Annotated in this window: 15 protein-coding genes; 7 read left to right on the forward strand and 8 right to left on the reverse strand. The window is 53.9% G+C overall.

Going from position 1 to position 13,753, the window contains the following annotated elements:
- Positions 1 to 4 precede the first annotated feature (4 nt).
- The 3 genes from SIK69_RS06745 to SIK69_RS06755 all read left to right on the forward strand — a co-directional run bounded on the left by SIK69_RS06745 (position 5) and on the right by SIK69_RS06755 (position 2,252).
- The gene (locus SIK69_RS06745) at positions 5 to 559 is read left to right on the forward strand and encodes a fimbrial protein (protein ID WP_319785701.1); all 555 of its coding nucleotides are present in this window, start codon (positions 5 to 7) and stop codon (positions 557 to 559) included.
- 10 nt (positions 560 to 569) lie between these two features.
- Complete coding sequence (locus tag SIK69_RS06750) at positions 570 to 1,493, forward strand: fimbrial protein (RefSeq protein WP_319627574.1); 924 nt, start codon at positions 570 to 572, stop codon at positions 1,491 to 1,493.
- A gap of 204 nt (positions 1,494 to 1,697) precedes the next feature.
- Positions 1,698 to 2,252 (forward strand): hypothetical protein, encoded by a 555-nt coding sequence (locus SIK69_RS06755; RefSeq protein ID WP_319627573.1) that lies wholly within the window; start codon positions 1,698 to 1,700, stop codon positions 2,250 to 2,252.
- An 84-nt stretch (positions 2,253 to 2,336) separates the two neighbouring features.
- Here SIK69_RS06755 and ychF read toward each other — a convergent pair whose 3' ends face one another.
- Both ychF and pth read right to left on the reverse strand, forming a co-directional pair.
- On the reverse strand, positions 2,337 to 3,431 hold the full coding sequence (ychF, locus tag SIK69_RS06760) for a redox-regulated ATPase YchF (protein WP_319627572.1): 1,095 nt from the start codon (positions 3,429 to 3,431) through the stop codon (positions 2,337 to 2,339).
- Positions 3,432 to 3,546: 115 nt separating this feature from the next.
- Positions 3,547 to 4,131 (reverse strand): aminoacyl-tRNA hydrolase, encoded by a 585-nt coding sequence (gene pth / locus SIK69_RS06765; protein WP_319627571.1) that lies wholly within the window; start codon positions 4,129 to 4,131, stop codon positions 3,547 to 3,549.
- A gap of 271 nt (positions 4,132 to 4,402) precedes the next feature.
- Between pth and ychH the strand changes: the two genes are divergently transcribed.
- Positions 4,403 to 4,678 carry a stress-induced protein YchH gene (gene ychH, locus SIK69_RS06770; protein ID WP_319627570.1) on the forward strand — a complete coding sequence of 92 codons (276 nt, stop codon included), beginning with the start codon at positions 4,403 to 4,405 and terminating at the stop codon, positions 4,676 to 4,678.
- Positions 4,679 to 4,770: 92 nt separating this feature from the next.
- Here ychH and SIK69_RS06775 read toward each other — a convergent pair whose 3' ends face one another.
- From SIK69_RS06775 to lolB, 6 genes are all read right to left on the reverse strand, one after another.
- Positions 4,771 to 5,169, reverse strand: a complete 399-nt coding sequence (locus tag SIK69_RS06775) for a YfeC-like transcriptional regulator (protein WP_319627569.1) — start codon at positions 5,167 to 5,169, stop codon at positions 4,771 to 4,773.
- Between the two features lie 166 nt (positions 5,170 to 5,335).
- Positions 5,336 to 5,863: a GNAT family N-acetyltransferase gene (locus tag SIK69_RS06780; RefSeq protein ID WP_319785702.1), complete on the reverse strand. Its 528-nt coding sequence runs from the start codon at positions 5,861 to 5,863 to the stop codon at positions 5,336 to 5,338.
- Positions 5,864 to 5,903: 40 nt separating this feature from the next.
- Positions 5,904 to 7,598 (reverse strand): C4-dicarboxylic acid transporter DauA, encoded by a 1,695-nt coding sequence (dauA, locus tag SIK69_RS06785; RefSeq protein WP_319785703.1) that lies wholly within the window; start codon positions 7,596 to 7,598, stop codon positions 5,904 to 5,906.
- A gap of 122 nt (positions 7,599 to 7,720) precedes the next feature.
- Complete coding sequence (prs, locus tag SIK69_RS06790; protein ID WP_097164424.1) at positions 7,721 to 8,668, reverse strand: ribose-phosphate diphosphokinase; 948 nt, start codon at positions 8,666 to 8,668, stop codon at positions 7,721 to 7,723.
- A 124-nt stretch (positions 8,669 to 8,792) separates the two neighbouring features.
- Positions 8,793 to 9,662: a 4-(cytidine 5'-diphospho)-2-C-methyl-D-erythritol kinase gene (ispE, locus tag SIK69_RS06795; RefSeq protein WP_319785704.1), complete on the reverse strand. Its 870-nt coding sequence runs from the start codon at positions 9,660 to 9,662 to the stop codon at positions 8,793 to 8,795.
- Positions 9,659 to 10,276 (reverse strand): lipoprotein insertase outer membrane protein LolB, encoded by a 618-nt coding sequence (gene lolB, locus SIK69_RS06800; protein ID WP_319785705.1) that lies wholly within the window; start codon positions 10,274 to 10,276, stop codon positions 9,659 to 9,661. The genes ispE and lolB overlap by 4 nt, the downstream gene beginning before the upstream one ends.
- A gap of 194 nt (positions 10,277 to 10,470) precedes the next feature.
- Between lolB and hemA the strand changes: the two genes are divergently transcribed.
- Genes hemA through prmC form a run of 3 tightly spaced genes read left to right on the forward strand, consistent with a single transcriptional unit; the run spans position 10,471 to position 13,688 of the window.
- Positions 10,471 to 11,727 carry a glutamyl-tRNA reductase gene (gene hemA, locus SIK69_RS06805; protein WP_319627564.1) on the forward strand — a complete coding sequence of 419 codons (1,257 nt, stop codon included), beginning with the start codon at positions 10,471 to 10,473 and terminating at the stop codon, positions 11,725 to 11,727.
- Between the two features lie 42 nt (positions 11,728 to 11,769).
- Positions 11,770 to 12,852, forward strand: coding sequence for a peptide chain release factor 1 (prfA, locus tag SIK69_RS06810; protein ID WP_319627563.1), 1,083 nt, complete (start codon positions 11,770 to 11,772; stop codon positions 12,850 to 12,852).
- On the forward strand, positions 12,852 to 13,688 hold the full coding sequence (gene prmC / locus SIK69_RS06815) for a peptide chain release factor N(5)-glutamine methyltransferase (RefSeq protein ID WP_319627601.1): 837 nt from the start codon (positions 12,852 to 12,854) through the stop codon (positions 13,686 to 13,688). The genes prfA and prmC overlap by 1 nt, the downstream gene beginning before the upstream one ends.
- Positions 13,689 to 13,753 lie beyond the last annotated feature (65 nt).

The raw sequence follows: 13,753 nt of genomic DNA on the forward strand, positions 1-13,753 counted from the left end.
TGGCATGAACACCATCAGCAAGCGGCGCATCGTGTTGGGCGTATTACTGCTGAGCGCGGCGCAGTTAGCTCTGGCTGCCGGCGGTGGCGTAAAAGAGGTCAGTAACAATCTGCGCTTTGACGGCCAATTGGTTGCAGATCCCTGCGAACTTGACCCAACGTCTACTTCGATTACCCTCGATTTTGGCACGGTGATAGATACCTACCTTTATTTACATACCCGTACCCATGCGCAGCCGTTTGTTATCAGACTTAAAGAGTGTGACCTCACGCTGGGCACCCAAGTTGAAGTGACGTTTAAGGGGGCCGAGAGCACGGAACTTCCTGGTCTGTTGGCCGTAGCTTCGCCTGCCGATAGCGGGCTGGCCATCGGAATGTCGCTGCCTGACGGCACACCTTTGCCCTTCAATAAAACGATACCGGCGTTTTCTCTTCATAGCGGCAATAGCGAACTGGAGCTTAATGGTTACGTGATGGGGGAACCAAGTGCGTTGGCAAATCGTACTTTGCGTCGTGGCGTATTCAGCGCGTTGGCGACTTTTGAGCTTAATTATCCTTAGGAAGGATCAAATGAAAACGACATTGCCTTTGCTGGCATTTTTGCTGCTTCAAAGTATGGCGGCATCGGCCTATGAGTGTGCTTCTATCGGCTGGCACGGTGGTGACGCTGATATCAGTATTAACATCAGCTCAGATGTCAGCACCGGGAAAAACAGAATTATCGATCTGGCCCCGCAAATTACCTGTAAAAATACGGCAGGTAAGGACGGATGGATTGATACCATGTGGCTGGCGAGCGATGGGGTAAAACTTGATAGGACTATTTTTAAAAATCTTAAATATGGAGTGTTGATCTCAGGTAAAGATCATCCGTCGCCGGTATCCGAGACCAAAATTTTCGACCTGGACAATGGTGAATCAAGAGAATTGCCCGTCGTACTTTATTTTGAATTAACCTCGCTGGGAGAAGAAATTCATATCAAGTCGGGTGATAAACTCGGCAGCATACGATTCGTGCAAACAAATAATCATAGCGAGCGTCACTACTATCAGTGGACTTTCTTTGCGGCAAATGATGCAGATATTAATACCTCTTCTTGTAAAGTTTTATCTGGTTCAACCTTTAATGTGGATTTGGGGCAGATAGAGCGCGGGGATATCGTCTCTGGCGGCACATCATCGCAAACGATAAATAAAGACTTCAATATTGTTTGTGATGCTGCACATGCCGTAGATTTTGATGTCAGAATGAGTCTGGTATCTCCTGCCTGGAATAATAAGGCGATTAAAACCAGCAATGACAATCTGGGCGTGGAAATGCTCTGGAATGGCCATGCCGTCAGCAACGGTGGTAGCCAGAAGTTGAGTGTGATGAACGGTAGCGCTACTGTGCCATTAAGTTTTACGCCAGTTAAACCGGCCTCACTGAGTTTTGAAGATATTGCAACCGGTGCATTTACCGCCTCGGCCACCTTGATTTTGACGCAGTATTAATAGCCTAAATAGCGTTTTTTGATAGAGAGTATTCTTTGCTCTGTGTTAAATTTTGAACATGGATTGAGCCGGAGAGATAATAATGTCTGTTATCAAGACAACTCCGTAAAGTGGTAACCTTCATGTAGCGTGAGGACATTGCTTTTGAGCGGACAGGGACGTTCCGCAATAATATTTTTGTTGTATTCAACAATGGATGGGTGTGTGAAGATTATTTCGAGGGATAATTGTTTCATTTCTGCGATGGCGTGCATTACTAAGCAGGTGCCAATTTCTAATGCTGATGATCTTGTTATATTCGATGCTGGGCAGCACTATGTTTATATCTTTCACTCAAGTGCGTTACAAAAATATAGGATATCAGATCCCTATCGTGCATTGATGTACTGCTGTGATTATCGTATTGTACGTGATGCGCCAATAAATGAATATATTCAATGCCTGTTAGCCGAAGAGATTAAGACGAAATCAAGTTCGCGTTTGAGTCGCAAAGATGAGTGGATAATTAAAATATTGTTTTGCGAACCTGATGCAGATGAATTGAGAGAGCGGTTGTGCATTAATAGAAAAACGTTCAGTGCGCACAAGGTTAAAGCGTTACGTAAGCTTGGGGTCAAGAATGTGAATTTTCTTCATTCGCTGCTACAGGCATGGAAGGAACACTGGCCTTCCATTCGATCAGAGCTTCAACGTGAGGCTAAATATAAATGTCCTCCAGCCAAGAGCAGAAATACCGATTCTCGGTTATCGAGAATATAAAAAAATCCACGCAGCTGCGTGGATTTTAAAGTTTTGGCAATTCTTATGAGATTTAGCGAAACCCCATAAGACGACAAATTTTATTTAGACGTTGAACAGGAAGTTCATCACGTCGCCATCTTTAACGATGTAGTCTTTACCTTCGGCACGCATCTTACCGGCTTCTTTCGCGCCTTGTTCACCCTTGTAGGTGATGAAGTCTTCAAATGCGATGGTCTGCGCACGGATGAAGCCTTTTTCGAAGTCGGTATGGATTTTACCGGCCGCCTGCGGGGCAGTCGCGCCAACAGGGATGGTCCACGCGCGAACTTCTTTCACTCCAGCGGTGAAGTAGGTTTGCAGGTTCAGCAGTTCGTAACCGGCGCGAATAACGCGGTTCAGACCTGGCTCTTCAATGCCCAGCTCGGCCATGAATTCTTCACGGTCGGCATCGTCCAGCTCAGCGATGTCGGATTCCACGGCGGCGCATACAGCTACCACAACGGAACCTTCGCCAGCGGCAATTTCACGCACTTTGTCGAGGTATGGGTTGTTTTCGAAACCGTCTTCGTTGACGTTAGCGATATACATGGTTGGCTTCAGGGTCAGGAAGCTCAGGTATTTGATTGCCGCTTTATCTTCGTCGGTCAGATTCTTCAGCGCGCGCAGCATACCGGCGTTTTCCAGCTGAGGCAGACATTTTTCCAGCGCAGCCAGTTCCGCTTTCGCATCTTTGTCGCCGCCTTTGGCTTTCTTCTGCACGCGATGAATGGCGCGTTCGCAGGTATCGAGGTCAGACAGCGCCAGCTCGGTATTAATGACGTCAATATCATCAGCCGGATCGACTTTGTTATTCACGTGGATAATGTTGTCGTTTTCAAAGCAGCGCACCACATGGCCGATAGCTTCGGTTTCACGGATGTTAGTCAGGAACTGGTTGCCCAGACCTTCGCCTTTGGATGCACCTTTCACCAGACCGGCGATATCGACGAATTCCATGGTAGTCGGCAGAATACGCTGCGGCTTCACGATTTCAGCCAGCGCATCCAGACGCGGATCGGGCATCGGCACGACACCGGTGTTCGGCTCGATGGTACAGAACGGGAAGTTGGCCGCTTCGATACCCGCTTTGGTGAGCGCGTTGAACAGGGTGGATTTGCCGACGTTAGGCAGGCCGACGATACCGCATTTAAATCCCATGATGTAAATCACCTTAATCTTTGGTAATCAACCTGTTACGTTGAACAGATTGCATAAAAGTAAATAACTTCGCCTATTATACACGGCGCGGGGCAAAATTGCCGCCTGCCGGGCGTTATTGTGCTTTAAAAGCGTGTAAGCGGTTGGTGGCTTTAGTCAGGCCGTCTTTCAGCCAGATTTCAGTGCAGCGTGCCGCTTCGTCAACCGCCTCGTCAATCAGCTTCTGCTCAGCAGCCTGGGGTTTACCCAGCACGAAGCCGACAACTTTGTTTTTATCGCCCGGATGACCAATTCCCAGCCGTAAACGGTGAAAATTAGGGTTATTGCCGAGTTTGCTGATGATGTCTTTTAGGCCGTTGTGGCCACCGTGACCGCCGCCAAGTTTGAATTTCGCCACCCCGGGCGGTAAATCCAGTTCATCGTGTGCCACCAGAATTTCATCCGGCGCGATGCGGAAGAAGGTCGCCATTGCCGCCACCGCTTTTCCACTAAGGTTCATAAAGGTGGTCGGTACCAACAGGCGCACATCTTCGCCCGCGAGGTTGATGCGAGAGGTGTAGCCGAAGAATTTGCTCTCCTCGCGTAGCGGGGCGCGAAAACGATCCGCCAGTAAATCCACGTACCATGCCCCGGCATTATGGCGGGTAGCCGCGTATTCCGCGCCTGGATTGGCGAGCCCGACAATCAGTTTAATCGTCACGTTATTATTCCTGGGTGAGTCGAAATCTGGCGCGTAGTGTACTGTAATCGCAGCGGTTGACACAATTGCACCAGCCAGACAAGGCGAAGCGGATAGTTGCGTCGATGAACCATTATAAATTCATATAGTTCAGCCTGTTATTTGTAAAGTTTTGTTATCCAGATGTTCGTAATTGTGATCGCCTACGCACTTAACAAGCAGAGTGTTGTCTATACTTTACACACAAGGACCAGGGATATTCCCTGTCAACCCAAAGTTCCGGAGGTGACATATGAAACGCAGATACGCTTCACGACTCGGTAACGTGCTCATGGGTTTAGGGTTAGTCGTCATGGTCGTTGGGGTGGGTTACTCAATTTTAAACCAGCTGCCTCAATTTGACCTGCCGCAATATTTCTCACATGGTGCGGTGCTGAGCATTTTCCTCGGCGCGGTACTGTGGCTGGCAGGGGCCCGCGTGAGCGGACACGAACAGATAAGCGACAGATACTGGTGGGTGCGCCACTTTGATAAACGCTGTCGTCGCAACGGTCAGCATCACAGTTAAGCCCTAAGAGTGTGATGCGCTGGGAAAATGAATCCCATGAACAGATGAGATCCGGAGATGCTGCGCATTTCCGGATTTTTTTCGCCTGACGCTTACTCGCTTGGTTCAGCCATACTCACGTGCATCAGAACCGCACTCCGATCTTCCCGCTCCAGCAGACCCAGTAATCGCTGTTTCTCGGTCATGGTCATCGTCAATAATATCGCCTGAATCATGCGCAACAGCGGATCGTTTTCCTGCGCCTGGTAAAAGGGGTCTGGTTCTTCCGCCTGCAATCTCAGTGTGAGCTTGCGAAGCTTTCGGGTTGAGGCCAGCGTATCTCTGACCACCGGGGTGATAACAATCACCCGACCCCGGCCACCTTGTACACCCATCACTTTTTGGGTTGCCCAGTGATGCTTTCGGATCCAACGGTTAACGGTCTGGGTTGTTACCCCGACAAGGGTTGCCAGTTCGCTGGTACTCATTTTACGAAGAAGGGTTATTTTCATTGTGCGTGTGACGCACGTTCAGCGTTGATCGCGTTCTTTCCCTGAACATGCTGCTTCCTGCAATCATGATGGTGGCTATTAGAGCTTCATTTTATAGCATCCTTTTAGTTGAACGCATGACGGGTTTTGTTAATCATTGCGAGCATGCTCGCAATGTGAGAAAGCCTCAGCGTACAGCGGGGCGGGTAAACATACGTACCGGTTTACCGTGGTAGATGACGTCATGTTCGTAAGTGAATCCGAAACGTTCCGCCAGATGAATGGAACGCAGATTATCCTCATCAATAATGCAGCACAGCGGGCCGCCGAGTTCATGGTCGGCCCAGTGCAGCATTGCTGCTAACGCTTCTTTGGCGTAGCCCATGCCGTGTACGGCAGGGGTAAGCGCCCAGCCCGCTTCGGGGCAATCCAGCGCGGGGGTGAGCTCCCGACGCGCATCCTGCAAACCAAACGAGCCGACATAGCGTCCGGACTGCTTTTCAAACGCCGCCCAGTAACCGTATCCCAGCACCTGCCAGTGGCCGATGTAGCGCAGCAGCCGGCTCCAGCTTACCTCCGCACTTTGCGGCTCCCCACCGATAAACTTCACCACCTGCGGATCGGCCCAGAAGGCCGCCAGGTCGTCAAAATCATCCACGGTAAAATGGCGTAACACCAGGCGTTCAGTCTCCAGGCGCGGGGCGTGAGTTTCCATCGTTATCTTTCCCATAGGTCGTTTAAATCTGTGTCTGGCTTTATGGCTGATTATCGACGATATCCGCCAGCGCCGCATCGCGGTTCGGGTAAAATGCCAGTCGACCCGCAATGGGTTGAACTCCGGCCCGCGCCAGGGTGCGTAACGGCTGGAACTCCAGATTTGATACCCGCAGTTCACAGCCTTCCGGCAGTTTACTCACGAAACGCTGGAACGCTTCCAGGCCGCCAGCATCCAGCACTGGCACCGCATCCCACTTCAACACCACCACACGCTTGCCGCTGATGCGCGACTCCAGGTCGGTAAATACCGTTTCGGCGGCGGCAAAAAACAGCGGACCGATCACCCGAATGACCAGCACGTCGTCCGGCACGGTGACATTCACCGGGGCCAGATGGGTCATGCGCGCGATACGGCGCATAAACAACAACGAGGCCAGCACAATGCCGACGCTGATCGCCACCACCATGTCGAATAACACCGTGAGCGACATACAGATAAGCATCACTACGATGTCGTCGATTGGCGCGCGGCGCAGCAAATGCACCACTTTGTGCGCCTCGCTCATGTTCCACGCCACCATTAATAGCAGGGCGGCCATCGCGGAGAGCGGCAGCCACGATAGCAGCGGGGCCAGCACTAACAGCGCCATGATCACCAGCACCGCGTGGATTATCGCCGCCACCGGTGAGGTGGCTCCGGCGCGCACGTTAGCGGCTGAACGGGCGATGGCGGCAGTGGCGGTAATGCCGCCAAAGAATGGGGCAATCATGTTGCCCAACCCCTGACCAATCAGCTCGTTATTAGCTTTATGGCGGGTGCCGGTCATGCCGTCGAGTACCACCGCGCACAGCAGCGATTCAATCGCGCCCAGCATTGCCATGGAGAAGGCGGCGGGCAGCAGGGCCTGCAAGGAATCCCAGCTCAGCGTAAAGTTTGAGTCAGGCATGTTCCACGGCAGCACCAGCTGCGGCAGAAGTTGTGGAATGCCGTTGCCCTGGATTCCGTCGCTGAGAATATAGTGGAACTGTGATCCGATGGTCGCCACATGGCCGCCGAGTAGATTGACCACGCCCATTACCGCGCAGCCTCCCAGTAGGGCCGGTAGATGACCTGGCAGTCGAATACCCAGACGCGGCCACAAAATCAGGGTCGCCAGCGTCACTACACCGATCGCTGCATCGCCCGGATTGATCGTCGGCAACGCCATAACCAGTGCCCCCACTTTTTGCCAGTAGTGTTCCGGCATAGGGGTTAACTGTAGGCCAAAGAAATCCTTAATCTGCATGGTGGCGATGGTGATGCCGATCCCGGAGGTAAACCCGAGGGTGACCGAGATCGGGATATATTCAATCAGGCGGCCAAACCGGGCGAGGCCGAATAGCACCAGAAATACGCCCGACATCAGGGTCGCCACCAGCAGGCCCGCGAGTCCGAACTGTTGGGATACGGGGTAGAGGATAACCACGAACGCCGCGGTCGGGCCGGAGACGCTGAAACGCGATCCGCCAGCCAGGGCAATTACGATCCCGGCGACCGCCGAGGTATAGAGGCCATATTGCGGCGCAACGCCGCTGCCAATCGCCAGCGCCATCGCCAACGGAATGGCAATAATGCCGACGGTTATCCCGGCGATCAGGTCGCGGGTGAAACGGTTAACGGTGTACTTTTCTTTCCAGCAGGCGTCGATAAGGGCGCGAAACGGTAAGATATCTGCGAGTGTGGCTTTGTTCACAGCGGTCTTTTCCAGGAGCGCATCATTTGCTTTGTGAATGGCAAATGAAGGAGGCATTAGTCATACAAATAGTTGTTGAAAACAAAAAAACCCGCCGCAGCGGGTTTTTATACCGGGTTCGATTAATGCTCGAACATGGCAGAGATGGATTCTTCGTTGCTGATACGACGAATCGCTTCCGCCAGCATACCTGACAGGGTCAGGGTACGGACGTTTGGCAGCGCTTTGATTTCATCAGACAGCGGAATAGTATCGCAGACAATAACTTCGTCGATGACGGAGTTACGCAGGTTACTCGCCGCATTGCCAGAGAAGATCGGGTGAGTTGCGTAAGCAAATACGCGTTTCGCACCACGCTCTTTCAGCGCTTCGGCGGCTTTGCACAGAGTGCCGCCGGTGTCGATCATGTCATCAACCAGCACGCAGTCACGACCCGCAACGTCACCAATGATGTGCATCACCTGGGAAACGTTAGCGCGTGGACGACGTTTGTCGATGATAGCCATATCGGTATCGTTGAGCAGTTTCGCGATAGCGCGAGCACGCACAACGCCGCCGATGTCCGGAGAAACCACGATTGGGTTTTCCAGTTTCAGCTGCAGCATATCTTCCAGCAGGATTGGGCTGCCGAAGACGTTGTCTACCGGTACATCGAAGAAGCCCTGGATCTGTTCAGCATGCAGGTCAACGGTCAGTACGCGGTCAACGCCGACGCTGGACAAGAAGTCCGCGACAACTTTGGCAGTGATTGGCACACGAGCAGAACGTACGCGACGATCCTGACGGGCATAACCAAAGTAAGGGATAACGGCGGTGATACGGCCTGCGGAAGCACGGCGCAGAGCATCGACCATTACAACCAATTCCATCAGGTTGTCATTGGTTGGGGCACAAGTGGACTGGATGATGAAAATATCACCACCGCGTACATTTTCATTAATTTGTACGCTGACTTCACCGTCGCTAAAACGACCTACGGCGGCATCGCCAAGAGAAGTGTACAGGCGGTTGGCAATACGTTGTGCTAGTTCCGGGGTAGCGTTACCAGCAAAAAGCTTCATATCAGGCACGAGAAGAACCTCAGGCATGCGTCCAGTGGTGGATGAATGGGCCAAAAACTGTGCGGGCCAGGCGCATTTCATCCAGGCGGTGTATTAATGAGCACGATGCAACGTCTGGAACGGGGTGACGTTGTCACCGAAACTCAGTCTGCTCCTTCAAAGCGTGCATTAACGGTGAGATGTTCACACCGCGGGCAATAAAGCCCTGCAGCCATTCCGGGGCTTGCTCAAGCACCTGGCGGGCAGCGGATTCGGTGTCAAATTCAGCAAACACACAGGCCCCGGTGCCAGTCAGGCGCGACGGGGCGTATTCTAACAGCCAGGAAAGCGCTGCATCAACCTTACGAAAACGTTTTCTTGCGATAACCTCGCAATCGTTGCTGAATTCACATTTTAGTAACGTTTCAATTGACCTGCGCGGTGAATTTCTGGGCAATTCGGGATCGTTGAAGATGACCGGGGTCGGGATACTCTCGCCGGGGTGCGCGACCAGGTACCATTTTTCCGGGACGGTGACCGGGGTCAACACTTCTCCCACCCCTTCGGCGAAGGCGGCATGACCGCGAACAAACACCGGCACATCGGCCCCGAGCGTCAGACCTAATGTCGCCAGTTCATCCACTGACAGCCCGCAGCGCCACAGATGATTCAGTGCCACCAGCACGGTGGCTGCATTTGAAGAGCCACCGCCCAGCCCGCCGCCCATCGGCAAACGCTTGTCGATGCTTATGTCTGCGCCCGCGCCCTGCGGCAGGCGACCACTGTTCGCCGCAGTCTTCATCAACAGACGCGCGGCGCGCACGATCAGATTCTCTTCATCCGCGACACCTGTTACCGGCGTCAGCAGGTGCAGCTCGCCGTCCGCCCGCACATCGATGGTTATCGTGTCGCCGTAATCAACAAACTGAAACAGCGTCTGCAACGTGTGATAACCATCAGGGCGCTGGCCGGTGATATAAAGAAAAAGATTCAGTTTTGCCGGGGAAGGCCAACGGGTACTCATTTAACGATCCAGCTATCCATTTTCAGTTTGATGCGCTCGCTGCCTTCGGTCAGCTCCATATTTGACGGCAGGGACGGTTTGCTCTTGCTGTCATAACCGCTGTACACCACTTTCCAGGTTTTGCCGTTCTGGGTGTAGTTCAGCTCGCTCAGGCGCGCCTGGTCGTCAAGTTTGTAGTCGGTGGCATCGCCCGGCAGGCCGAGGATCCACTGGCGCAGGCTGTTGAGCGGGATAGGCATTCCGGTCAGTTTGCCAATCATCTCTTCAGCATCGGTGGAGGTGTACGACTGACCTTTATTATCCACCAGCGTCGCGCTGCCCGGCGTCGCGGTCAACGACAGCTCAGTGCTGCCGAGCGGGTTGGTCAGCAGCAGACGGTAGTTATCTTTCCCGGTCTGCTGCCAGAAGAAGCGGGCATAGACTTTTTGCTCATCATTCAGGAAAGCAAACGCGCCACGGGTCTGATACTGGCTTAACTGACGCACTTCCTGCTGATGCTGTTGCCACTGTGGAGAATCTGGGCTTTTGCCCGGGCCCTTCGGGGCGTTAATGGTACAGGCGGTCAGTACCAACGCGGCCAGGGGCATCAGGCGTAATACACGGGTCAGGTTCATAAAAATCCTTGAGATACGTTGCAGTTATAACCGTCAATGCTAGCGCCGCCTGCGGGCAGCGTCTACGTTCAAGTTGTCCCAAATCATAATATTACCGATTACTCCGAAAGGGGGGCCTCCCTTTTATTGACCTTGCGCATCCTGTATGATGCGCTGAGACTAACCTTATCAACGCTGGTACTACTCCTGCATTCATGACGCTCCTGGCACTAGGCATTAACCACAAAACCGCTCCGGTCGCGCTGCGAGAACGTGTTACGTTTTCGCCGGATACGCTCGACAAGGCGCTGGAAAGTTTGCTTTCCCAGCCAATGGTGCAGGGCGGAGTCGTGCTGTCGACGTGTAACCGGACCGAACTTTATCTCAGCGTTGAAGAACAGGGTAATTTGCAGGAGTCACTGATCCGTTGGCTGTGCGATTATCACCAGCTCAATGAAGAAGACCTGCGCAATAGCCTTTACTGGCATCAGGATAATGACGCGGTCAGCCATTTAATGCGTGTGGCCAGCGGGTTGGATTCACTGATCCTCGGTGAACCGCAAATTCTGGGACAGGTAAAAAAAGCCTTCGCTGACTCCAGTCGCGGCCATTTGCACGCCAGCGACCTGGAACGCATGTTCCAGAAATCCTTCTCCGTCGCCAAGCGAGTACGGACCGAAACCGATATTGGTGCCAGCGCGGTATCTGTGGCGTTCGCCGCCTGTACGCTGGCCCGGCAAATCTTTGAATCGCTGTCGTCGGTCACCGTATTACTGGTCGGTGCCGGCGAAACCATCGAACTGGTGGCCCGTCATTTGCGTGAACATCGCGTCAAAAAAATGCTGATTGCCAACCGCACCCGCGAACGTGCGCAACTGCTGGCGGATGAAGTCGGAGCTGAAGTCATTGCCCTGAGTGATGTCGATGATCGCCTGAAAGAGGCAGATATCATTATCAGTTCCACTGCCAGCCCGCTGCCGATCATCGGTAAAGGAATGGTTGAACGCGCGCTGAAGGCGCGACGTAATCAGCCGATGCTGCTGGTGGATATTGCCGTCCCGCGCGATGTTGAGCCGGAAGTCGGCAAGCTCGCCAACGCCTATTTGTACAGCGTGGACGACCTGCAAAACATCATTCAGCATAACCTGGCGCAGCGCAAAGCCGCCGCTCAGCAGGCTGAAACCATTGTTGAACAGGAAACCAGTGAATTTATGGCCTGGCTGCGCGCGCAAAGCGTCAGCGAGACCATTCGTGAATACCGCTCGCAGGCCGACCAGGTGCGTGATGAACTCACCGCCCGTGCGCTGGCCGCGCTGCAACAAGGCGGCGACGCCGAAGCCATAATGCAGGATCTGGCGCGTAAGCTGACCAATCGCCTGATCCACACCCCAACGAAATCACTTCAACAGGCTGCCCGTGACGGGGATGATGAACGCCTGAATATTCTGCGCGACAGCCTCGGGCTGGAATAGCGCCGCTCTCTCAAATTCTCATTACAGGATGAATCCAGGCCTATGAAGCCGTCTATTGTTGCCAAACTGCAAGCACTGCATGAGCGCCATGAAGAAGTTCAGGCGCTGCTGGGTGATGCCGGAACCATCGCCGATCAGGATCGTTTTCGCGCGCTGTCGCGGGAGTACGCCCAACTCAGCGACGTGGCGAAATGTTTTACCGACTGGCAGCAGGTGCAGGAAGATATTGAAACGGCACAGATGATGCTCGACGACCCTGAAATGCGCGATATGGCGCAGGAAGAGTTGCAGGACGCCAAAGCTAAAGGCGAACAGCTGGAGCAAGAGCTTCAGGTGCTGTTACTGCCGAAAGATCCGGATGATGAACGCAGCGCGTTTGTCGAAGTTCGCGCCGGAACCGGTGGCGATGAAGCCGCCCTGTTTGCAGGCGATCTGTTCCGCATGTATAGCCGCTACGCCGAATCTCGCCGCTGGCGGGTAGAAATCATGAGCGCCAACGAAGGCGAGCACGGCGGCTTTAAAGAAGTCATCGCCAAAATCAGCGGTGACGGCGTTTACGGGCGTCTTAAGTTTGAATCCGGCGGTCATCGCGTACAGCGTGTCCCGGCCACCGAATCGCAGGGGCGTATTCACACCTCTGCCTGCACCGTGGCAGTGATGCCAGAACTGCCGGAAGCCGAAATGCCGGACATCAACCCGGCGGACTTGCGTATTGATACCTTCCGCTCCTCGGGCGCGGGCGGTCAGCACGTTAACACCACCGACTCCGCAATCCGTATTACTCACCTGCCAACCGGCATCGTGGTGGAGTGTCAGGACGAACGTTCGCAGCACAAAAACAAAGCCAAAGCGTTGTCAGTGCTTGGGGCGCGTATTCGTGCTGCCGAAGTGGCGAAACGCCAGCAGGCGGAAGCCTCAACCCGTCGTAACCTGCTGGGCAGCGGCGATCGCAGCGATCGCAACCGCACCTACAACTTCCCACAGGGCCGCGTGACCGACCACCGTATCAACGTGACGCTGTACCGTCTGGATGAGGTGATGGAAGGCAAACTCGATATGCTGATTGAACCGATCGTCCAGGAATATCAGGCCGATCAGCTGGCGGCATTGTCCGATCAGGAATGATAAATTTTAAGCAGTGGCTGACGCAGGCGATTGCCCGTCTGGCGCAGAGTGAAAGCCCGCGTCGCGATGCCGAGATTTTGCTTGGTCACGTCAGCGGAAAAACGCGGACCTATATTCTGGCCTTTGATGAAACGGCTTTAACGGCCGAGCAAAGCGACAGGCTGGAATCGCTGCTGAGCCGCCGGGTCAATGGCGAACCGGTGGCGCATTTAGTCGGCATGCGTGAGTTCTGGTCATTGCCGCTGGCCGTCTCGCCGGCCACGCTTATCCCGCGCCCGGATACCGAATGTCTGGTTGAACAGGCGCTGGCGCGTTTGCCTTCCAGGCCCTGCGATATCCTCGATTTAGGCACCGGCACCGGGGCGATCGCCCTGGCACTGGCGAGCGAACGCCAGGATTGCCGGGTGACCGCCGTGGATTTTGTTGCGGATGCCGTTGCGCTGGCGCAATGTAACGCCACCAGTCTGGGCATCGACAATGTAACGATTGTTCAGAGCGATTGGTTTAGCGCACTGGCGGGCCGCACATTCGACATGATTGTCAGTAATCCGCCGTATATAGACGAACAGGACCCGCATCTCGCTGAAGGTGACGTGCGTTTTGAACCGCTCAGCGCGTTGGTGGCGGCGGATGAAGGGCTGGCCGATTTGGCCCACATCATTGGTGAAGGGCGGCACTTTTTAGCACCCGGCGGCTGGATGCTGCTGGAACACGGCTGGAAGCAGGGCGACGCGGTGCGTCAACGCTATCTTCAGGCGGGTTATACGCAGGTGGAAACCTGTCGTGACTATGGCGGCAACGAGCGCCTAACGGTCGGACGACGTAATGCTGACTGAAAGCCCGTTTAGCGTTATTATTAGCATCATTTTGAAGTTATCCGGTTGCCATTGCGCAACCCGCA

The organism is Scandinavium lactucae (assembly GCF_033843265.1).
Lineage (GTDB): Bacteria > Pseudomonadota > Gammaproteobacteria > Enterobacterales > Enterobacteriaceae > Scandinavium > Scandinavium lactucae.

What these genes read in the sequence shown, in the direction of transcription:
- SIK69_RS06745 (WP_319785701.1), top strand. Translation starts at nt 5, where the DNA reads ATGAACACCATCAGCAAGCGGCGCATCGTGTTGGGCGTATTACTGCTG.
- SIK69_RS06750 (WP_319627574.1), top strand. Translation starts at nt 570, where the DNA reads ATGAAAACGACATTGCCTTTGCTGGCATTTTTGCTGCTTCAAAGTATG.
- ychF (WP_319627572.1), bottom strand. Translation starts at nt 3,431, where the DNA reads ATGGGATTTAAATGCGGTATCGTCGGCCTGCCTAACGTCGGCAAATCC.
- ychH (WP_319627570.1), top strand. Translation starts at nt 4,403, where the DNA reads ATGAAACGCAGATACGCTTCACGACTCGGTAACGTGCTCATGGGTTTA.
- SIK69_RS06775 (WP_319627569.1), bottom strand. Translation starts at nt 5,169, where the DNA reads ATGAAAATAACCCTTCTTCGTAAAATGAGTACCAGCGAACTGGCAACC.
- SIK69_RS06780 (WP_319785702.1), bottom strand. Translation starts at nt 5,863, where the DNA reads ATGGAAACTCACGCCCCGCGCCTGGAGACTGAACGCCTGGTGTTACGC.
- ispE (WP_319785704.1), bottom strand. Translation starts at nt 9,662, where the DNA reads ATGAGTACCCGTTGGCCTTCCCCGGCAAAACTGAATCTTTTTCTTTAT.
- lolB (WP_319785705.1), bottom strand. Translation starts at nt 10,276, where the DNA reads ATGAACCTGACCCGTGTATTACGCCTGATGCCCCTGGCCGCGTTGGTA.
- hemA (WP_319627564.1), top strand. Translation starts at nt 10,471, where the DNA reads ATGACGCTCCTGGCACTAGGCATTAACCACAAAACCGCTCCGGTCGCG.
- prfA (WP_319627563.1), top strand. Translation starts at nt 11,770, where the DNA reads ATGAAGCCGTCTATTGTTGCCAAACTGCAAGCACTGCATGAGCGCCAT.